The sequence below is a fragment of the Vibrio sp. V39_P1S14PM300 genome (genome assembly GCF_009904765.1).
Taxonomy (GTDB): Bacteria; Pseudomonadota; Gammaproteobacteria; order Enterobacterales; family Vibrionaceae; genus Vibrio; species Vibrio proteolyticus.
This window is the reverse complement of the sequence record NZ_WXWP01000275.1, coordinates 1-21,388: the sequence shown is the minus strand read 5'-3', so window position 1 is coordinate 21,388 and position 21,388 is coordinate 1. Positions and strand designations below refer to the sequence as shown.

At 49.6% G+C, this 21,388-nt stretch carries 17 protein-coding genes; all 17 read left to right on the top strand.

Going from position 1 to position 21,388, the window contains the following annotated elements:
• Window positions 1–56: 56 nt before the first annotated feature.
• Window positions 57–1,415 (top strand): type VI secretion system protein TssA, encoded by a 1,359-nt coding sequence (locus CAG65_RS14035; protein WP_161454043.1) that lies wholly within the window; start codon window positions 57–59, stop codon window positions 1,413–1,415.
• A 28-nt stretch (window positions 1,416–1,443) separates the two neighbouring features.
• Window positions 1,444–1,965 carry an Hcp family type VI secretion system effector gene (locus CAG65_RS14030; protein WP_021705578.1) on the top strand — a complete coding sequence of 174 codons (522 nt, stop codon included), beginning with the start codon at window positions 1,444–1,446 and terminating at the stop codon, window positions 1,963–1,965.
• Between the two features lie 19 nt (window positions 1,966–1,984).
• Window positions 1,985–2,491: a type VI secretion system contractile sheath small subunit gene (gene tssB / locus CAG65_RS14025; protein WP_021705577.1), complete on the top strand. Its 507-nt coding sequence runs from the start codon at window positions 1,985–1,987 to the stop codon at window positions 2,489–2,491.
• Window positions 2,488–3,966, top strand: coding sequence for a type VI secretion system contractile sheath large subunit (gene tssC, locus CAG65_RS14020; protein ID WP_161454042.1), 1,479 nt, complete (start codon window positions 2,488–2,490; stop codon window positions 3,964–3,966). Before tssB ends, tssC begins: the two co-directional genes overlap by 4 nt.
• A gap of 32 nt (window positions 3,967–3,998) precedes the next feature.
• Window positions 3,999–5,402 carry a type VI secretion system contractile sheath domain-containing protein gene (locus CAG65_RS14015; RefSeq protein WP_161454046.1) on the top strand — a complete coding sequence of 468 codons (1,404 nt, stop codon included), beginning with the start codon at window positions 3,999–4,001 and terminating at the stop codon, window positions 5,400–5,402.
• On the top strand, window positions 5,399–5,821 hold the full coding sequence (gene tssE / locus CAG65_RS14010) for a type VI secretion system baseplate subunit TssE (protein WP_161454041.1): 423 nt from the start codon (window positions 5,399–5,401) through the stop codon (window positions 5,819–5,821). The genes CAG65_RS14015 and tssE overlap by 4 nt, the downstream gene beginning before the upstream one ends.
• Window positions 5,814–7,565: a type VI secretion system baseplate subunit TssF gene (tssF, locus tag CAG65_RS14005; RefSeq protein WP_161454040.1), complete on the top strand. Its 1,752-nt coding sequence runs from the start codon at window positions 5,814–5,816 to the stop codon at window positions 7,563–7,565. The genes tssE and tssF overlap by 8 nt, the downstream gene beginning before the upstream one ends.
• A complete protein-coding gene (locus CAG65_RS14000; RefSeq protein ID WP_202599393.1) occupies window positions 7,556–8,491 on the top strand; it encodes a type VI secretion system baseplate subunit TssG in 936 nt (311 codons plus the stop codon). Before tssF ends, CAG65_RS14000 begins: the two co-directional genes overlap by 10 nt.
• Window positions 8,492–8,527: 36 nt before the next feature.
• Window positions 8,528–11,134: a type VI secretion system ATPase TssH gene (tssH, locus tag CAG65_RS13995; RefSeq protein WP_161454039.1), complete on the top strand. Its 2,607-nt coding sequence runs from the start codon at window positions 8,528–8,530 to the stop codon at window positions 11,132–11,134.
• A gap of 8 nt (window positions 11,135–11,142) precedes the next feature.
• Window positions 11,143–13,692, top strand: a complete 2,550-nt coding sequence (locus tag CAG65_RS13990; RefSeq protein WP_161454038.1) for an MFS transporter — start codon at window positions 11,143–11,145, stop codon at window positions 13,690–13,692.
• Window positions 13,689–14,678 carry an ABC transporter substrate-binding protein gene (locus tag CAG65_RS13985; RefSeq protein ID WP_021705569.1) on the top strand — a complete coding sequence of 330 codons (990 nt, stop codon included), beginning with the start codon at window positions 13,689–13,691 and terminating at the stop codon, window positions 14,676–14,678. Before CAG65_RS13990 ends, CAG65_RS13985 begins: the two co-directional genes overlap by 4 nt.
• A gap of 23 nt (window positions 14,679–14,701) precedes the next feature.
• The gene (locus tag CAG65_RS13980) at window positions 14,702–15,403 is read left to right on the top strand and encodes a transporter substrate-binding domain-containing protein (protein WP_161454044.1); all 702 of its coding nucleotides are present in this window, start codon (window positions 14,702–14,704) and stop codon (window positions 15,401–15,403) included.
• A gap of 3 nt (window positions 15,404–15,406) precedes the next feature.
• Window positions 15,407–16,342: an FHA domain-containing protein gene (locus CAG65_RS13975; protein WP_161454037.1), complete on the top strand. Its 936-nt coding sequence runs from the start codon at window positions 15,407–15,409 to the stop codon at window positions 16,340–16,342.
• Window positions 16,342–16,827: a type VI secretion system lipoprotein TssJ gene (gene tssJ, locus CAG65_RS13970; RefSeq protein WP_161454036.1), complete on the top strand. Its 486-nt coding sequence runs from the start codon at window positions 16,342–16,344 to the stop codon at window positions 16,825–16,827. The genes CAG65_RS13975 and tssJ overlap by 1 nt, the downstream gene beginning before the upstream one ends.
• A 23-nt stretch (window positions 16,828–16,850) precedes the next feature.
• A complete protein-coding gene (tssK, locus tag CAG65_RS13965; RefSeq protein WP_161454035.1) occupies window positions 16,851–18,182 on the top strand; it encodes a type VI secretion system baseplate subunit TssK in 1,332 nt (443 codons plus the stop codon).
• Between the two features lie 4 nt (window positions 18,183–18,186).
• Window positions 18,187–19,383: a type IVB secretion system protein IcmH/DotU gene (gene icmH / locus CAG65_RS13960; protein WP_161454034.1), complete on the top strand. Its 1,197-nt coding sequence runs from the start codon at window positions 18,187–18,189 to the stop codon at window positions 19,381–19,383.
• Window positions 19,383–21,388: type VI secretion system protein (locus CAG65_RS13955; protein ID WP_237668815.1), on the top strand; the 2,006-nt coding region annotated here is incomplete at its 3' end. The genes icmH and CAG65_RS13955, both read left to right, overlap by 1 nt.

The following is a 21,388-nucleotide window of genomic DNA, read 5'->3' as shown; positions in this document are numbered from 1 at the left end:
AGATTTTTTAAATCTCAATATTAAAAATAATTGCAATAAGCAACTGATTGCAAATTATGGATGTAGAGGGTCTACTGTCGCCGATCTCCCAAGATCGGCCCGCTGGCGCATACTTGAAACTTGACCGCAGCGTGTATCGTGGTTTGAGAAATGCGTTTAATTCAGCACAGTCAACTTTTCGTCAGCTGATCGAAACACCCGAGGCGTCGGTCGATCCGGCATTACAAAACGCCAACCAAGACGCCTGGAAAACGCTGCGGGAAATGACCAGCGACGCACTTCAGACTCAAACTAAAGACCTAGAGCTGACTGGCTGGCTAATCTCTTCTCAGCTATTTACCTCACAGCCCCTACTCAACCTTTCAGCGTCTTTAACCTTGCTGCCCGAATACGTCGAGCGTTTTTGGGACCATTTAAATCCCATGCTGCCTGAGGACAAACTCTCTTCAGAGAGCGCCGGTGAGCAACAAACCGAGCACGTAGAGTTTCGTCTCCGTCCTTTACAGCAACTGCTTGGCGAGTCGAATGAAACAACAGCACTTTACATACCTCTGCAGATGGTGCCCTTAATCGACTCAATCACTTTGGCGGATTACCTGACCGCTGAAAAACACGGTTCTCTTGCGGAGTTAAAAACGCGAGCACATCGCCTGTTTAACCCCGACGTGATTGATACGGTAATGGCGCTGGCAGAAAGCTATCACACACTGACCCGTACAGACCTTCTGCTTCAGCAAAAGTGTCAGGACGCCAATCTGGCAAGCCCGAGCTTTCGCTTTATCAAGCACAATATTGAAGAGCTGCTCAAAGCCATTCAGTATCTTGCGGGAGATAAGTTCTCTCCCTGGCCACTCGATCAGGAATATGGTTTGATTCAGAGTCAAACGACCGAGATTCAGACTGCGCAACGCCCTTCCAACGCGCGCACTGATACACCAAATACAGAAAACAGTCAGTCAATCACATCGCAAACAACACCAGCGCCGACGCCCCCCACTTTCAATCAGTCTCCCATTACACAGCGGGAATCCGCATTCGTAGAGCTGAGAAAGGTTGCGGAATACTTTCGAGAGTTCGAGCCTCACAGTCCGATATCCTTCTTGCTGGAGCGAGCTATCCGTTGGGGTCAGATGAGTCTGCCTGAATTGATGCAGGAAATGTTGCGTAACTATCCCGACGCGATGAACCAACTTAACCAACTCTCCGGGATGGATAATCTTGATCAGGTATCCATCGATACGACGCGCGTATCTGTAACCAACGCGCCGACTCAACAAGTTCAAACGAATGTTGATGCAGTTACGACGTCAGTCAATGGCCCGGATACCGACATTCAATCATCAAGCGAAAAACAAACCCAAACTGAAGCAACTAACACTCATTCCGACCGTGGTATTACGGATTTTGAGTGGTAAATCATGCTACTAAGCAAAGGAGAACAGAATGGCTTCTATTTTTATGCGTATTGATGGCACGACACCCAAAGGCGCAGCGACCGTTGAAAAAATTGGTGGTAAAGATGGTTTCTTTGCAATCGGCAACGTGAGCTGGGGCGCCGTTCGCGGTGTGGGAATTGATGTCGGGAATGCCAACAACGCCGATCAAGGCATGGTTGCATTAGGAGAAATCAACATCAGCCGTGCTTGTGATGGTGCCTCCCCTTACCTGACAACATTTCTGTATGCGCCTGGTGCGGAAGGGAAAACGGTCGAAATCGTCATGACAAAACCTAATCGTGAAGGCTCAGGCGCGGATCCATACCTGATTCTGACACTGACCGCTGCGCGAATGGCGAGTTACAACATGACCGGCAGCGATGGTGCTTTGCCAAATGAAGCCTTCAGCCTGACCTATACCAAGATCTCGAAGGCGTACTACATCGAAGCTGAAGGTGGAAAAATCGAGAAAGGCCCGGAAGTTGGCTTTGATGCAACCACCGCGAAAGTCACCTCGACCGCATCCTAATGTATAAAGGAGAGTTCCCGTGCCATTGAATTCCCAACACAAACGCGTCAGTAAAAACCGCGTCAGCATTACATATGACGTGGAAACAAACGGTGCCGTAGAAACAAAAGAATTGCCTTTTGTGGTCGGCGTCATTGGTGATTATTCCGGCCATCGCGAAGACAAAGAAGCGATCGAAGAGCGCACGTTTTACAGCGTAGACAAAGACAACTTCGATACCGTCATGAAACGCGTCGGCCCCAAACTCAACCTGAAAGTCGATAACGTCTTGGCTGACGACGACAGTCAGTTTGAGGCAAACCTGACCTTCTCCTCAATGAAAGATTTTGAACCAGAAGCGATTGTTGAACAGGTTGAGCCACTGAAAAAACTGGTCGAAACCCGTAATCAGCTCAAAGTGCTTCTTTCTAAAGCCGATCGTTCGAGAGATCTGGAAAAGCTGCTGAAAGAAGTGTTGCAAAGCGCAGATACCATCAATGCTCTGTCTTCAGAACTGGGGATCAGTCAGGAAGGAGCTGAATCATGAGTACAGAAACCGAAAACCAGGCTCAGGCAGAAACCACCGAAGGCGAAGTGAGCTTTCTTGACCGTGCGATTGCCGCCACCACTCAAACGCCGGCAGACACGACCAAAGAGCTGTTCTCTGTTCTGGCAGAACAAGCCCTTTCCGGAACCGTCACCTGGGATAAAAACCTGACCAAAACCATCGAAAACGCCATTGGTGAAATCGACAAACAATTGTCAAAACAGTTGTCCGAAGTCATGCAGCAAGACGAGTTCCAGAAGCTGGAAGGCTCTTGGCGAGGGTTACAAAAGCTGGTTAAAGAGAGCGAATTAGGCCGGGATTTAAAGATCAAAATGGTCGACTTCTCTCAACAAGAGTTGCTTGAACAATTTGAAGATGCTCCTGCTATTGATCGCAGCCCGCTCTTCAATGCCGTTTATCAGGGAGAGTACGGCACAGCTGGCGGTGAACCTTATGGTGTATTCATCGGTGACTACGAGTTCAGCGCCAAAGATGAAGATGTCGCGCTGCTGCGCTATATGGGCGAAGTGGCCGCCGCTTGTCACTCGCCATTCATCGCTGCTGCCAACGCACAAATGTTTGAGTTCAATGACTTCACCACCTTTGACGAAGGTAAACCCGTTGCGGCAGGCTTTGATTCTCCAGCTTACGCTGCATGGAATTCGTTCCGTGAAAGTGATGATGCCCGGTACGTCACTCTCACCATGCCTCGTACGCTGGCCCGACTGCCTTACGGCGCAAAAGGGCTGGATACTAAGCTATTCAACTATGAAGAGCTGGGCACAGACATGGATGGTAATCCGAAGCCAAGCAGCAACCAGCAACTGGTGTGGTCTAATGCTGCGTATGAGCTCGGTCTTAAAATGACCCAGGCTTATACCATGTCTGGCTGGTGCACTTCTATCCGAGGTTTGGACAATGGCGGTAAAGTGGAAAGTTTACCTAACCTAACGTTCAAAACAGAAGCCGGTGACCTGATCCAGCAATGTCCGATAGAGGTCAATCTCACCGACGAACGCGAGAAAGAGCTGAGTGACTTGGGCTTTTTGCCTCTGGTCCACTATAAGAATTCCAATTACGGGGTCTTTATTGGTGGCCAGACGACACAAAAACCCAAAACTTACACTGACCCGGATGCAACGGCAAATGCGGCGATTTCCGCTCGACTGCCCTACATCATGGCCAGTAGTCGTATCGCGCACTACCTCAAAGTGATGGGACGCGACAAGCTGGGGTCTAATCTGGAAGCACCTGATATCCAGCGGGATCTGCAACTTTGGATCGATCAATACACCAACGCAGGTGCCATTGGCAACGAGCAGCGGGCTAAGACACCTTTGGCCGAATCTCGCATTGAAGTCGTGGAACAGCCGGGCCGTCCGGGTTCCTACTCTGCGGTTGCGCATTTGCGTCCATGGCTACAGTTGGAAGAACTGACCACTTCCGTGCGTATGGTCGCGAAAATTCCCGGTTAACTAATGGCGTGGCCGGAGCAATCCGGCCACGATTGACGATGACGTTAAATTCCGAATGGCAAACCCGTTTTAATCAGTTAGACAGCAAAAAGAGTGCATTTTTGCAAGATGCACTCTCTTTGTTGTCTGAAATCGATGTACAGATACTTCACTCACCATCAGAGCTGAAGTGCGCGATTCAGGCCTTGATCGTGTCTCTCGATCAGCAATTGTCCACGCAAATGGATAAGATTCTTCATCACCCTGCTTTCTCCGCGCTCTACAAAAACTGGCGACACCTCAATCAGTTGGCGGTCCTGTCGATCAATCATCAGCGAACCCGGCTCAAGCTGCTCGACATGGGTTGGCAGGACGTTTCCGCGGATCTTAATCAGGCGTACAGTATTCGCAGCAGCGAACTGTATAACAAGATCGGCAACAAAGAGCTGAATACCTTAGGTGGACATCCATTTGGCTGTGTGGTGTTTGCGCATTCAGTGTCACTCGACATCAGCATGCTAACGGATTACGACGATCTGTTTACATTAGAGTTGCTCAGCAAACTGGGGGAATCTACACTTTGTCCAATGATCCTGTCGCCCGACTCCCGCTTCTTTGCAAACAACGGGGCAGACTGGCTTTCTGACATCAACCGGATCGACAAAATCCTGAACGGACCGGATTACACCGCATGGCAGTCGCTGCGAAACAAACCCAGTGCACGTTTTCTGGGGCTGGTTATGCCAAATATCCAGTTGCGTCCCCCGTATCTGAACGCTCAGGTTGGCTTCATGTACAACGAGAACTCCGACGGCGTCTGGGGCAATAGCGCCTTTGCCTTCATCTCTGTGATCATGCGCGAACACCACCGGGTCAACTGGTTTGGATTTCTCAAATCCCGCTGGAATGACAAACTACAAGGTGCTGTGGTCAATGTCTCCCAAGGGGATGACAGCGCGCAGTATCTTCAAATTCCCCAACCCGACATTCACCTGTTCGGCAAGTTAGCAACGTTTTATGCGTCAAGTGGATTTATCCCCCTAACCCGCAGCCCAATGACCGACAAGTATTACTTTAGCGGTAACAACTCTGTCTGGCAGGCGGGTGAAAACGACAATGAACGGGTATTGACGCAAATTCAAACCACCTTGATGTCCTGTCGAATCGCCCACTACTTAAAAGTTCAGGTACGGGAAATGATTGGCAGCTTTAACACTGCGGCCGAATGCGAGCAGTTTCTCTCGCTGTGGATTGAGAAGTACACCAGCAACGTGTCATACGCCAACGAAGATACACTGGCACGATATCCACTCAGTTTTGCCAAAGTTTCTGTCGGCACATCCGCCTCTCAAACCGGAACGTTTCACTGCACTCTACGCATGGTGCCGCAATATCAATTTGATCACTTTAGCGGTGAGGTGGTGCTGACCACGGAGCTAGAGGAGGCAAGCCGATGAGCTTCTGGAACGCCTTTGGCAGTGAAGAGCCAAGTCAAACCGGCCAAATTATTGATGACGTCCGCTACCATCTGACCAAGCTGCTTGAGTCTGAAGCAGCGCTGGTCGACTTTGATGACCGACTCACAGAGATCAATCGCTCCAACCTCAGGTTTGGTATTGAAGACGTCCAACTACTCAGTGCCAGCCTGGATCATGCCCAACTGGCACTGCGTCTTGAAACCTGGATACGGAATTTCGAACCAAGGCTTCACAAAGTTTCTGTGGAGATGACTGGCAGAAAAGCAGGAGAAAATGCCTTGACCTTCACCATCATCGCCAGGCTTGGCAAGGAGTATGGCGAGCAAGAACTGGTGTTCGATTCGAAAATTGCACTGTGTGACCTGACCTCATCACTGGAGGAAGAAAGTTATGACTGATCCTCTGTTGAGATATTACGAACAAGAGCTGGCGTTCGTGCGCCGCTCACTGGGTCTGTTCAGTAGCGAGTATCCCGAGCATGCCCGCAGCCTCAATCTGAATCAGGGAAAAATAGAAGACCCTAGCATCGCCCGCCTGCTTGACGGTGTCGCCCTGTTAAATGCCACCATAGAGAAACAACTGAGCGAGCAATTGCCCGATGTGGTCGAAGGTTTACTGGGGGTTCTTTATCCTTCCTATACCCAACTGGTGCCAAGTATTGCCTATCTGCAACCCACAACGTCAGACATTCCTCAGGAGTCAGTAACTTTACCTGAGAACAGTCGGTTTTCGGGCAGCGCCAACGGAAAAGAGTACCAGTTTACGACAGTAGCGCCAATCACGATTGAACCGTATCAGCTGACCGATGTTCAAGCTTTGAGCGCACCGTTTGGCTTCAATCGTCCGAATCATGCAGCACAGACTACCGCCGTCATACAATTAACTCTGAGTACAGGAGATCCCGATGTACACTTTCGTCATCTGGATCTCAAAGACCTGGATTTTTTTGTGCAAGGCTTTGAAAGTAGTGCGGATTCCCTGGTCGACATTTTGTTGAGTGACGTGGCTGCGATATCGGTGTCTGACTCGCAGTGCGAAACGCATATCGCTGTGGACCGAGACAATCTGGTAAACCGGATAAGCGATCCTACTTTTTCTTTTCTTCCCCAACATGGCAATCAGTTCTCTGGTTACCAGTTAATGAGTGAATTTTTCTTTTTTAAGGAAAAGCGTCAGTTTTTCCGCCTAAAACAGTTTGGTTTGTATGCCACGCAATTGGCTAGCTCCGACATCAAGATCAACCTATTCCTCCATTCGCTCCCGTCTGAGTTCGTCCGTTTATTTGAGCCGGGCGTTTTCAAACTGAATGTCATCCCGGCTGCCAATTTGTTTTATCAAATGGGCGAACCGGCGATTTATGATCATAGAAAGCTGACCATTCCCGTCAATGCTGACGCCCATCCGCAAAGCGGAATTCAGGTTGTTGACGTACTCGACGTATTTGAAATCACTCCATCTGGCGAACGCCCTTTGGTGCCACTTTTTCGCAATAAGTATGGCCAGCTGAACCATACCGACAGCTGGCAAAGTAAACGTGATATCAACGGTGATTTCCATTTAGCCATTTCTTTGCCTGAACCGCACAACGGCGAATTTAATAAGACCTACGGTACACACCTGCTGTGTACCAACGGTAAATATGCGTGCAGTATCCACTCTAGCCTGGAGTGCATGGAGAGCATTGATTTGCCAGTCGAATTTGCCCCCATATACCCGCCTTCGGCGCCTCTGGCTCGCGAAAGGGATCCAAACAGTCACTGGCAATTTATTGGGCTGCTCAACGGCAACTTCTCATCATTGCTACAATCAACCAGGCCCGCCGATGATCTCAAGCAAATGCTGACGCTTTGCAGCCGGCCTCAAGTCAGTGCCAGCGAAATACAGACTATCCGACGAGTTGTCTTTCATACTCAGGTTTCAGCAATCAGAACCATGGGGAGCAATGTCTTTGCTCCAGGCACCGAAATTGAAATCACACTGGATACAGACAAGCCTTTTCATGCATTCTGCGATGTCTTGAATCACTTTTTCCAACAGTTCTGCAGCTTCGATCGTTATATTCAACTCAAAATCCGCCTTTATGGGCATGACGGCGTTGTTAAAACTTACCCCAAAGTCCATGGGAGCCAGTTATGTCTCTGACACGTCTGCACGATCTGGCCAAAAACCCACAGCGATATGATTTCGTTCAAGCCATGCGGCTGCTCGAACAACTGTCCGCACAAGGCGGAAAGCGTTTGAATCTCACCTTGAAAGCAGAGGCCATGCCAAGCGGTACGTCGTCAGAGGTCAGTTACTTTTCCTCTGCCAATGGCGGCGCCAAACTGAGACTTGCCAAACAAGCCTTGTCCGGCGTTAAAGGTGTGATACCCGATTACATTTATGAAGAGATGCTGACCGCTCTGCACCGGGATAATCATGCCTTGAAAGACTTCTTAGATGTGTTCAATCAACGTCACTTTGAAATCAGCTACCGTGTTGAAAGCCAGGCGTGGCTATTACTGGAGCGTGAGCAGCAACCAGCAAAGACTCAGTTGCTTAAACATCTGGCGACACTGGAGTATCAGCACAAACCTTACTTTCAGTACAGTTTGTTGCTGGGACAGAGAAGTCGTAATCCAGTGGCTCTGAGTCAGATATTAAATGACTACTTTCCCTACAAAATAACGGTTCAGTGCAGCCAGGCCGAACGGCGCCAGCTCCCCACAGACTCCTTGACCCGGTTGGGTTGCCAAGAAGACTACAACAGCCGTGTTGGTCAGGGTTTTCTGCTGGGTAATACAGGGTTAGTTCATTTCAACCGTCTTACGCTGACGCTTGAGCCGTCGAATCGTGCAGAGTTTCTCCGCATACAGTCTGACACTCGATTGGCGGACGAAATGGTTTCGCTCAGTAAACACTACCTACGCGACAACACCGTAATTTCGGTGTACCTCAACGTCAGACGTTCGTATCTTCAGCAGCCCAGCATTTCGGCAAAGTCTGCCTCGGCGCTCCGATTGGGCGAAGTCGATTGTCTCGCTCCTCAATACAAACCCAATGAGTTGGTCAAAATTCTGCTCAGGTAGATAACCAACACGTGATTGAGATACAAGGAATTAAGTATGGCTCAAGTAACTTTAACCAATCTGGTCAGCAAGCTTTCTCCGGAATTAAAACAGGCACTGGAAGTCTCGGCTGGAGCTGCGATGAATCAGGGAGTGGCCGCCATTGAAGTGGAACATTGGTTGTTGCAGTTGTTGTCTCAACAGGATGCGCATCTCTTGGACCTGCTTAGCAAACAGAACCTGTCTCAGGACGAGTGGGTGAATGAACTGAGTGACAAGCTCAGTCGCTTACCCAAAGGTAGCGAAGGCCAACCCACACTCAGTCAACCTTTAACGGAGCTGATCAAAGATGCCTGGATGCTTGCTTCGGTGAACTACGGACACAATCAGGTGATCAGCCTTCACTTGATTCAGGCGTTACTCCAACAGAATGTTCTTGGCATGACGACGCACTCTTTCACATGCTTGAAGCCACTCTCTCTCGAAGCGTTACAAGGGCAAATTCGCCAGGCAAAAGTCGGACACTCAGTTTCCGTGCCAGGCGAAGTAAGGGCATCGACGCAAGAAGGAGCCGATGCGCTGAGCAAATACACCATCAACCTTACTCAGCAAGCACTCGACGGCCACATTGATCCTATCTCGGGACGCAATGCGGAAGTACGTAAAGCCATCGATATTTTGTGTCGAAAACGCCAGAACAACCCAATTCTGGTCGGAGAGCCCGGCGTTGGTAAAACGGCCGTCGTTGAGGGGTTAGCGCTGCGTATCGCCGCTGATGAAGTCCCTGGCGCGCTGCAAGGCGTCCAAATTCACTCTCTCGATCTGGGATTGCTTCAGGCTGGAGCAAGTGTTAAAGGTGAATTTGAAAACCGATTGAAAGATGTCATTAACGAGGTCAAAAACGCCGAACAGCCCATCATCGTGTTTATTGATGAAGCCCATACCTTGATCGGTGCTGGCGGTGCCGCCGGACAAAACGACGCGGCGAATCTGCTCAAACCGGCGCTGGCAAGAGGTGATTTCAAAACCATTGCGGCTACCACGTGGGCAGAGTACAAAAAGTATTTTGAAAAAGATCCGGCTCTGACTCGTCGATTCCAGACGGTTTCGATTGACGAACCCAACGCTGATGACGCGATGCAAATGTTGCGAGGGGTTGCGCAATCCCTACAACAACATCACGGCGTCTTCATTACCGACGCAGCCATCGAGGCTGCGGTACACCTTTCTATTCGATATCTGCCCAGTCGGCAGCTACCGGATAAAGCCATCAGTTTACTTGATACCGCCAGTGCCCGTATCGCACTGACTCAGGGCGCAAAACCTGAGGTTATTGAGTCTTTGGAACAAAAACTGCGTTATGAACAAAATGAGAGAGCTGCACTGGAAAAAGAACAGGCTCTGTTTGGTCAGCGTGACGACGCGATTCAGTTGCTCGACGAAAGCATCCTACAACATCAAAGTCAGTTGGCTGATTATCAGGATCAATGGCAACAGGAAATTCAGCTCGTCGACAAAATAAAGCAGCTTCAGGAGAGCATCTTCAATGCTGATGAGCAGAGCGAACACGCAGAGCCTCGCCAACAACAAATGAACGCGTTGCTTGATGAGCTTGCCGAACTCCAGGGCGAGACACCTTTGGTTAACGCCATGGTCGATGCCAATACCATTGCACAGGTCATTGCCAACTGGACCGGTATCCCCGTCGGTAACATGATGAGTGACGAAATTGCCAAGCTGCTCAATCTCGAAAATGAACTGGACAAACGCGTCATCGGACAAGACGTCGCCAAACAGGAATTGGCTAAAGCGATTCGCATTTCCAGAGCCGGTTTAACCGACAGCCGCAAACCCATTGGCGTATTTCTCATGTGTGGACCGAGCGGTGTCGGGAAAACAGAAACCGCGATGGCGCTGGCAGAGCAGCTTTATGGAGGGAGCAATGATCTGACCGTCATCAACATGACCGAGTTCAAAGAGGAGCACAAAATTTCCATGTTGCTCGGTTCTCCTGCTGGTTACGTTGGGTTCGGTGAAGGCGGTGTGCTGACCGAAGCCATTCGACGTAACCCCTACTCAGTGCTCTTGCTCGATGAAATGGAGAAGGCCCATCCGGGTGTGCATGACCTTTTTTATCAGATATTCGATAAAGGCCACATCAAAGACAGCGAAGGCCGTACCGTTGATTTCAAAAATACCATCATCATCATGACCTCCAACGCTGCCGATCAGGCCATATGCGACGTATGCAGTGAGAACACTGAACGATTGGATAGCAGTCAACTTCTTGATGCCATCCGTCCGGATTTGCAGCGTTACTTCAAACCGGCTTTCCTCGGGCGAACGACAATTGTGCCCTACTACCCACTTAATGACGCAGAATTAAGTCAGATCACCGAAATTGCGCTCAATCGCATCAAAAGGAAACTGGCCGAGCAATATCAAGCAAGCTTTACCTGGGATCAGGGATTTGTCGATCAGGTTGTCAGCCGGAATACCGACCCAACGACAGGCGGGCGTGCCGTTGAGCAGATCATTAATCGCTCACTAATGCCCAGACTGGCGGAAGAGTGCATCGCCTGTTTGAGTGAGCGCAAACCGATCTCTCACGTGGTGGTCCGGGCCGACAACTCGGCTCAAGGTTTTGAGTTGCTGATCAGTTGAGCCTGCATATGGAAACTAGGCTTCAGCCAACCAAAGTCACCTGGTCGCTCAGAACCAAACTGGTTCTGGCGATCATTGCTGTGCTGTTGTTTTCGTTATCACTCAACACAGTCCTGAATTATCTGAACTTTGAAAAGCGCCTGACTGAAACCAGCGATTCCTTATATCAGATAGTGGTAGAAGAGACCAAAAACGACATTCAACAGGCACTGAGTCTGGGTTTACCGCTGGCAGCCATCACGAATGTTCAGGCATTGCTGGAGCGACGCGCCGAACTGGTGGATGGCATTACCGAGCTGAGCGTGACAAATACGGCAGGTCACACCATTTTCTCAACTGGCCACCATTCAAAGGGGCTGGAGCGCCATATTCGCGTGCCGTTGAGCAATACCTTCGGAATGGAAGAAGGTATTCTGCAATTGCGCTATTCCGTCACGCATTTGAATCTGTTGCACAAAGAGTTGCTCAAGAGCCAGATTCTTGCGGCCATATTCTGGCTGAGTTCATGCGTTATTGTGGGCTACCTTGCTCTCAAAGTCGTGCTGCATAATGTACTGCTTAAGATCAGCGATACCACGACGATTCTGGCCAGTACGTCACAACACGATGCACGCCAAAGACTCGCTCTCGCACAGCAGAGAATGGGCTCGTCACACCACTCCTCCTGGTGGCGGCGCCTGAGCTCTCGAAATTACCCCTTGTTATTGATTCTACTTGCAATTCTGCTCACCATAGTGGCGAACCTTGGTGCTTCCTATCACTCCTTGCACGTATTCTCCGATATTTATGAACCCACCCTGATTCAAAAATCACAATTAATTGGTGACGCGCTGCGCTCCATGATTGATCGTTTATTGCAAAGCGGTATCCCACTCAACCAGTTAAATGGTTTGGAAGAAGAGTTTGCATTTTATATTCAGCGTCACGAAGAGTTAGTTTCCATCAGCCTCAACGCGCAAAATCAGCCGGTGTATACCTCGGCAGAGCAACTGACCGGTAGCCAGCAGCTCAATACCAGCCTGATCACTCTAAAACCGGACTCTCAAATTGCGCTAACGCTGACCACCGACAACAACATCATTGGCAAATTGATCGAAGAGAGCGTGATGGACATGTTAACGGTCCTGATCACCTCGTGTCTTTTCGTCAGTGAAATTATTCTCTTTCTGTGCCACTTTATGATTCTCTCACCGTGGCAACAAATTAAGCAGGTATTCGCGACAACCCGGCAACGTGGTGCTCTCTGTCTGGCGCGCAGAACCACTCGTGACGAACTGCGTTTACTGATAGACCAACTTAACAAAACCGTCCTAGAGATAAACCCAGCGCAAGATCGCCAACTTATCCGCAGCGCCGATTATCGTTTTATTCGTTTGCCTCTGTTTTTGCTGGTGTTTGCTGAAGCTTCGTCACTGGCCTTTTTCCCTAATTATGTGCTGACACTGGACAACAGCTCCGGCTGGATTCCCGACCACTTGACAACCAGCGTGCCAATTTCACTCTTCATGCTCTGCTGGGCGTTGTCTCTGCCCTTTGCCGGCGCCTGGTCAGATCGAGTGGGACGCCGCCGATCACTCGTAACGGGATGTCTGGTCACCTGTATCGGGTTAGCCGCTACAGCCGCCGTCAATAGCCTGGAAATGCTCCTGCTGACACGCGCGTTTACTGCCGTTGGTTACGGTATCGTTTTTATTTCCGCACAAGGTTATGTCACCGACACCACGACAGACACCAGCCGCACCAAAGGCATGGCCACGTTTCTCTCTGCCTTTTTCTCCGGCTCATTATGTGGTGCCGCGATAGGTGGCATTCTGGCAGACAAGCTTGGGTATCCCGAAACGTTCCTTTTCGCAGCGTTTCAGGCGTTGTGCAGTGCGATTTTGGTAGGGGCTATCTTCACCAGCCAAGAGCGCGGCCTACAAGCCAATCCAGTTAAACTGAGTGATTTTCGCTTGTTGCTCAATAATAAATATTTCGCCCTGATCACCTTATGCAGCGCGATTCCGGCCAAAATCATACTAACCGGATTCCTCTACTTTCTATGCCCCATATATTTACAGTTTCTGGGGGAAAGCAGTTCAGTGTCTGGCCGGATCATGATGACCTATGGATTGGCCATCATCCTCATATCACCGCTTTGTGCAGCAATGATAGACAGACAAAACAATAAAATCGCGTTCATTGTTGCGGGTGGCCTGATGGCAGCAACAGCCATGATAAATGTCCAGTTACTTCCCGGCACACTGGGGTTACTTCTGATTGTGGTACTAATCGGCATCGCCCATGGCATCAGTATTTCGCCGCAACTTCCGCTGGTGATTGAACTGCTGGGCAATCAGGGCATAGAGCGAGGCAAAGTGATCGGCATTTTTCGCCTTACCGAACGGGTGGGCAACATATCCGGGCCACTGCTGACCGGAATGCTGTTAACGCTGTTTAGCTACAATCAAACCATTATGTTGTTTGGCGTCGCCTTACTGCTCAGCACCATGGTGCTGGCTCTAGGGTATGCATGGTTTATCCGCGTCGACAAAAATAAACTGGAGGTGACCGGATGAGAAACCGAATCCTGTTGCTTCTGACGCTGATGGTCGTCACACCGAGCTGGGCGACACAAACCCACAAACAAGTGGTTTTGCTGCTTTGGCGAGGTGTGACAGACGCTGAGCGTGGCTTCGTCGACTACCTTTCGGAACGTGTCAACGTCGAATTCACTTATCTCAATGCCGATAAAGACATTCAGCGTCTGCGTCACCATATCGCTCATCTTGAAACACTCAGGCCCGATCTGGTTTATACGTTCGGTACCACCGTCACCCGTGAGTTATTGGGCACCTCTTTGCAACCCACCGAGTTTCGCAGTCGTCACTTGGCGCCAGTGGTGTTCAGTGTGGTCTCAGATCCCCTTGGCTCTGGCCTAATCTCTTCCGATCCAGACGAAGCACGTCCTTTCACCGGCGTCAGTCATATCGTGCCGCACAAGGTACAGCTCAACGCCATATCACGACTGAGTCACGTTAAATCCTTAGGAGTGGTGTTCAACCCCCAAGAAAATAATTCGGTCATCACCGCCAATAAAATTCATCTGCTGGCGCACAAGTTCGGACTCGATGTGCACTTGTATCCATTTGCGTTGGTGCAAAATAAGGTCGACCTGAACTCACTCAATAGCATCATTAAAACCATGCAGCACGATCACGTCGACCTGGCGTATCTGCCTCCGGACTCGTATGTCATTTCAAATGGTAAGCCGATTGTAGATGCCCTCCACCATGCCGGGCTGCTGACATTCTCAGCCACTGAATCACCAATTCGGAACCACGATGCCCTAATGGGAATTGTCAGCCGCTATTACAACGTAGGTCAGTTTGCGGCCCATAAAGCCGAATTAATCTTGCATGGCCAGCAAACCGCGGAACAAATCCCGATAGAAGCACTCAGTCAGTATTCCTATATTGTCAATATCAGGGCGGCTAAACAGTTGAACTATTTTCCACCGGTTTCGATATTAAAAATTTCTGAATTAATAGGGACAGAGCAATGACGCCTGGAAGAACACCCAAATTGATGTACCTGTTGGCCTGCTTACTCCTGACAACGTTAAGCCCGGCACCTGCGTTGGCTCAACAAGCAGTAGGCCCTGCACGACTGATGCTGACCACACAAGACTGGCCACCCTACCAGGTTTATCAGAACGGAGAAATGCAAGGATTGGCACTGAACAAGATTAAGTGCGCGCTCGGAAAACTCAGCCAGCCCTATCAAATTACCATGACGGACTGGTCCGAAGCGCAATTGCGTGTCCACAGCGGCGCGCAGCATGGCTTTTTCGTCGCAACCCAAACGCAGGAACGCGATGAATACGCCACCCTATCGACGCCGGTCGCCCAACAAACATTGCAGTGGTATTTTGGCCCTGGAGTTGAGCCAAAGATCACTGAATTGTCTAAAGTGAATCTCAAGTTTTCAGCCAAGTTTGGCTCAAGCAAATGGTTTTGGCTCAAACGTAACGGCTACAACGTCGTAAAGCAGCCCAGAGATGCTAAAGTTTTATTAACGCTTTTAAAACAAAGGGAAATTGACGTCGCTCTGGAAGATGAACTGGTATTTCGAGCCGAACTGAACAGCGCCGCCCTTCCGGTCGACTACTTTACGCATCAATTACTGGAAACCAAACCCATGGGAGTTTATTTCTCCAAGCGTTTCCTCAATCAGTACTCAGGCTTTTTAAAAAGCTTTAATTCCGCCGTAACTCAGTGTAAGGGATAGCCCGTGACCATAAGCATTCATTTAATCGCCATACCCGACGATGAAGTTGTCGCCTCCCGCGTCATTTATCTGCCTAAAAGCGGCGGCACATTCGGAAGAGACACAAACTGTGACGTTGCCTTACCCGATCAGGGGAAGCGCATTTCTCGCGTACATGGTGACATTCATCTCAGCGAGCATGGCTATCGCATTCGTAGCCGTGGGAAAAACAGCGCTATTCTCAACGATAAACCGCTGATGGCCGAAAAAGACTATCCACTCAATGACGGCGATATTCTCAAAGTAGAAGGTTATACCATGCTCATCAGCACACTGGTCAGCTCCAACAATATTGATGAGCGCATTCAGCAAGATACCGGCCCTAGACTTGAACGGGGATTCAACCTCAATCTGGATGATGAAACGGACTTTCTGGAAGACATTGAAACGGCAGCAGCGGAACGGGCTGCATCTGGGTTCTCTACACACAATGTCATGAGTGACGACCCCTTTGCCTCAGATCCGTTTGAAGATCTTGATGAAGAACAAGTGGCGCCTCACGTCGAAGATAGACAAGACAACCTCTCACATCAGGCACATCAACTCGAATTCCTTCCGGTGGAAACACGACAGACATCTCAACTGGAAAGTGCCATTGACAAATTGATCACGCTTACTGAAAAAAACCAACCGTATCTGCACAATCCTATGTTGCAACACGACGCGTTGTTTTCCGCGCTGGAAGCCACTGTGGACCAATTTCTTGATGAACTGGCCCCAGAACAATTAGAGACACAATTCAGTGAATACCTCCACGGTAGCCTGTTTGCCAGCAAAGAGAAAAAGTATTGGCGAATCTATCGCAAGCACTTTACTCACCGTCATGAGAACGGTGATTTTCGTCGCCAGTTCAAAGCGTTGTTTCTCGAGAACATGCAGAAACAGAGGGAGGAAAGCTGATGAAGTTCGGGGTATCTCTGATGTGTCTGATGATCCTTACGGCTTGCTCGTCAGATCCAACGCCAACTATCACGCAACGTTCACTGACCGTGACGGCGGACGCTTCCGTCAACCCCAGTGCAACCAGTAAAGCCAACCCGGTGATCGTCAGGTTGTATCAACTCAAGGATCAGCAGATGTTCAAACAGTTGGCTTTCATCGACCTTTACAATAACGATGTTCAGTTGCTGGCCGCCAACCTTATCTCCAAACAGGTGTTGCCCGTTGTCATGCCAGACAGCAAAACCTCACAAACTATCGATATCAACAAAGACACCCAGTATTTGGCCGTACTGGCAGAGTTTTCCAATTATCAGGATGGCGAAGCGAAAGCGGTCTCAACCCTGCCGACCGAAGATGATCAGTACCTGCAAATATCTCTCAACGATGATGCGGTGACCATCGAAGTGATCACACCTGAATCCAGTTGGTGGCAGATTTTCTGAGACGATGACTATAGGGATATTACGTGGACGCATTTAAAAAAGTTGTATGGCAGGAAGGGATGTTCATCGCGCCGCAACATTTTCAGCAACAAGACCGGTATGTACAAAATTACATCCGTCAAAATGTTGAAACACTGGCGGGATACGCTCCGTTCTTTGGTATTACCGCACTCAGCATTAATCATGATTTACTAAAGATCGGCAAACTCTCAGTCACCTCGTGTGCCGGATTGTTCCCCGATGGTACGCATTTCGATTTGAACCATGAAATCACGGTCGATATTCCAGAAGGTACGGTAGAGAGCGTGGTGTATCTCGCGTTGCCACTTTCATTGCAAGGAAATAATGATTTCAGCAGTGACACCGAAACACAGAGCCGCTATCAAACTCGCGGTATTAATGTCTTCGACACCTCAACAACAGACAATGCCAGCGTCGAGGTTGATATTGCCCAGCTCAATATCAACCTGAGATTAGCCAGCAGTGACAGCTCTGGCTTTACTCTGATTCCTGTGGCTAAAGTTCTTGAATGTGGTGATAACGGCGACGTGATTCTCGATCGCGCGTTTATTCCGGCTTGCCTTCATTACGGCGCCTCACAATTTCTGACAGAGCGCCTCAAAGAGATCCACGCTCTGTCTTACAACCGTGCCCAGACTTTGCTCAAACGCATAGAAGCCGGGCAAGGGCAAAAAAGCACCCAGTCGCTGATGCAAGATTATCTCTGGTTGCAGACACTCAATACCTGGCTGCCCTGGTTTGATCTCACCATCATCAACCCCAAAGTACAGACGCACAACATTTACACTCAGTTGCGCCGCTACGAGGCGCAAATTCTTGCATTGACGCCAGCGGTGCCACCAAGCTGTCCAGAACTGAACTACGCGGCACTCTACGAGAGCTTTAACCCGCTGTTTTCCAGCTTAAGAAATATGCTCACGCTGGTACAACAAGATTCCGTCCTGGAGTATCACTGGGATCACTCCCTGTTCGAAAAACGTCGTTTGCTGAGAACCGTGGTTCGGGATCCTGCCAGCGTCACCAATCGCCGTTTTGTGCTCAGCGTTAAATCTGCACTTAACACCAGTGAACTCAATGATCTGTTTCCGATTGCAGCAAAGCTAAGCAGCAATACCCGTATTGTTGAACTGGTGCGCAATGCCCTGTCTGGAATCAAAATGACCCCACTGCCTTTGGCCCCGAGCGAACTAAAACCCATGCAGGGAACGGCGTATTTTGAAATCGACACCACGGACAGAAGCTGGCTGGACATGCTGGAGACACGAGACGCGCTGGCGCTCCATGTCGATGCACGAATTCCAGACCTGGATGTGGTGCTGTACGCGTTGAGGTAGTGCAATGAATTATCTGGATGAAGAAACTCTGGTTTGGGACACCAAACAACAAAGCGTCGTCGACCTCAACAATGAGGCGGCTGGACCAGAGATGGTCAGAATCAAAACCTCAACCAGCCAGCTTGAGTTCCTGCGCCATTTTGACAAAGCAGAAAATCAGCTCATTAATATCAGCGCTGAACTGCTTACTATCGCTCTGAAAGTCAGCACCATGCCCGAGCCGGATGATATCCATGTACTGCGCGAGGAATTGGTAAGCCAAATTAATGAGCTAAAAGCGAAAGGTGCCGAGCTCACCTACCCGGTAGCGGTGATCGACAAGCTGTGCTTTTTATATGCCGTCGTTTTGGATGAGTTCATTATTTACACTGAGTGGGGAGAGCAACGTAGTTGGGAGAACAAAACCCTGCTCAGTGAACTGTTCGGCATGCGAAACGGCGGTGAGCTGTTTTTTACCGTGACAGAAAAAGCCATGCGCCAACCCCACAAACTGATTGACTTATTGGAGGTCATCTATCTGTTTCTCAATATCGGCTTTAGGGGGCAGTACCGTGAAGCTGGTTCAGATCAGTTAAAGCGCGTTATTCATCAGTTGGAGCAACTCATCAGTCAGTACCGTCAGTCTGGTGCGCTCTACTGCCACACCAAGACGAATCTGCCGAAATGCCGTAAACCAACACGAAGAAAACGTTACCTTGTCACCACCATGTTCTTTGTCTGCTTGATCGCCACCAGCGTCGGTTTTACCTACTTCTGGTATGACAAGACCTTGCCTCATCGTGCCCGGGACTTCCAGAACCTACCAGACTATAGCCAGCGGTATGTTCTGTCCGGAGAAGTCAACGACATCGTTTTCATCAGTTCAGACAGTGATCTGGCGCAGCCTCCTGCCAAAGCCAGTAAAGTGGAGTTGGTCAACACAACGCCTCCCTTATCAATCGCCACCAGCCACTCTGACTGGTTGGTTCAACTGGCCACCTTCAGCACTGAAAAGAACGCAACTCGCTTTATCAGCACTCTATCGCCCAATTCTTACGAGCCTGTTGTCGACAAATACAAGGCGTATTTCCGAGTGATTATCCGCACTACATCATCCCAGCAAGCGCAAACGATTCAGGCCTGGTTTAAAGATAAAGACAACATTAACGCCATCATTGTGCAAGGTCTCGGTGAGACAGCACGTAAGCAAGGAAGCCAATAATGACATCCGTGGAATCCACCGCTTCAAAGCAACGCCGAAACATCCTGCTCGCCATACTGACGGCGCTGATCGTTGTCACCCTCGGTCTGACTCTGACCTGGCTCACCCGCATGTACGCAGACTGGAGAATATCCGCGGCTGTCAGCCTTATTCTGGCATTGCTCATTGCAGGGCTCCTTTACTGGGGGGGGCAGCGTCGCCAGTCTGGTCAGGAAGACGCAGATAAGGAAGCACTGGCGGTTATTCGTCAGCGTCAGCGGCGACTTGCCGAACATTTCCAACGAATGTTGAAAAGCCAGAGAAGCAAAAAACGTCTCAGCAGCCGATATGATTTACCTGTCTATCTGTTGCTCAGTGCCGACATGGAATCTGATAAGCCGATCATTACCCAGATGGGTTACGACGCTTACAAAGTGGATGATTTTGGTAATGATATCGAGTTTCCGATTCTTTTCTGGCAGAGCGAACACTCGATTCTGATCTCAATCAGCCGGGCAGATGACCAACACCCGGACTATATCCGAACACTGTGTAAACAACTGATGAAATGGCGGCCGCGACAAGCTGTCAACGGTCTGTTGGTCACAACGGACGTCACTCAGTTGATTAATAGCAATGAGCAAATAGAACAACAGGCTGACGAAGTCGCCGGTCTCATCAAAGCGTATAACCAGCAATTTGGTCTCAACCTGCCGGTTTATAATCTGATCACCGCCATGGGAGGCATCGCCGATTTCTGTCAGTTTTTCTCCGGATTTGAAGAAGCTCGGCGTGACGACGTTTTTGGCGCCACGATGCCATACAGAAAACACGGCGGTATTGACGCCAATTGGTTCAATGACGAGTTCGATCATCTGATCAGCCAGCTTATCGCGCACAGCAGCAGTGCCATGGCCAACCAGTTAAATCAGGATTATCGAAATGCCATCGGTAGCGCCCCTTTCCAACTTGGTCTGCTCAAACAAAAGCTGTGGCTGTTTCTGCAACGTTTGTACCGGGGCGAGCAACTGACCGACGCGCTTCAGTTCCGCGGATTCTACTTTACCCATCATGGCAAAGAAGGCATACAGTCAGATTTACTTGCAGCGACAGTTAACCAGTCTCTCGGCAGCGATGCCTATCTCCGACAAGCTCAGTTGCCAGTCACGCAGAGCTTGTTCGCACAAAACCTGATGTCACACGTGATTTTAAGTGAGCAACAACTGGTTGGTGTCAACCGCCGCAAAGAAAACATGCTCTGGCTTAGCCAATCTGCGTATACCGTGTTTTGGCTCGCTCTGTTTGGCTTTGTTCTGCTGGTGATCAAACTGGATTTTGATTATCAAAGTCAACGGGAAGCGCGGGCAGACAATATGTGGGAGAGCTATAAGGAAGCGATCGCAGCCTCTCCTTATAACGTTGAAAACATGGCAGACAATATCCCCAACCTTTACGCGCTGCACAGCATTTATGCGCTTTATAAACAGCCTGAGCCATGGTTCAACTTACCGTTTTTACCCAGTGCGACCATCAAACCTGCCGTCGAGCAGGCTTACTTTAACGAGTTACGTCAAGTGTTAATACCATCCATGGAAAACACACTGGAAAAAGACTTGTTTGTCTACGTAAATCTGGAAGATCAATCTCAGACACTGGCCTTACTGAACAACTACCGGATGCTGTTTGATAAGCAGCGCTCCAATATCGAAGAGCTGAAAACCTATTTTGTCCGGACACTGCAGGATCAGGGCGAAGCCGACAGCATTAATATCGCCCAACTTGACCGCCTGCTTGATGATGTCTTCGCTCAACAGATGGTGCCGGTCAAAGTGAACTACGAGCTGGAAACACTGGCCAAAAAAGTGATCAGTCAGAGCGGCATTGAAAATCTGCTGTATCAACATATTCTCAACGCACATCACGACAAACGCATCGACGTGCGTAAAGAGTTAGGTAGCCGTTTTTCCAGCCTGTTCAACTTTGCACCGGACTATGTAGGCTACATGGTGCCCTACCTGTATACGCC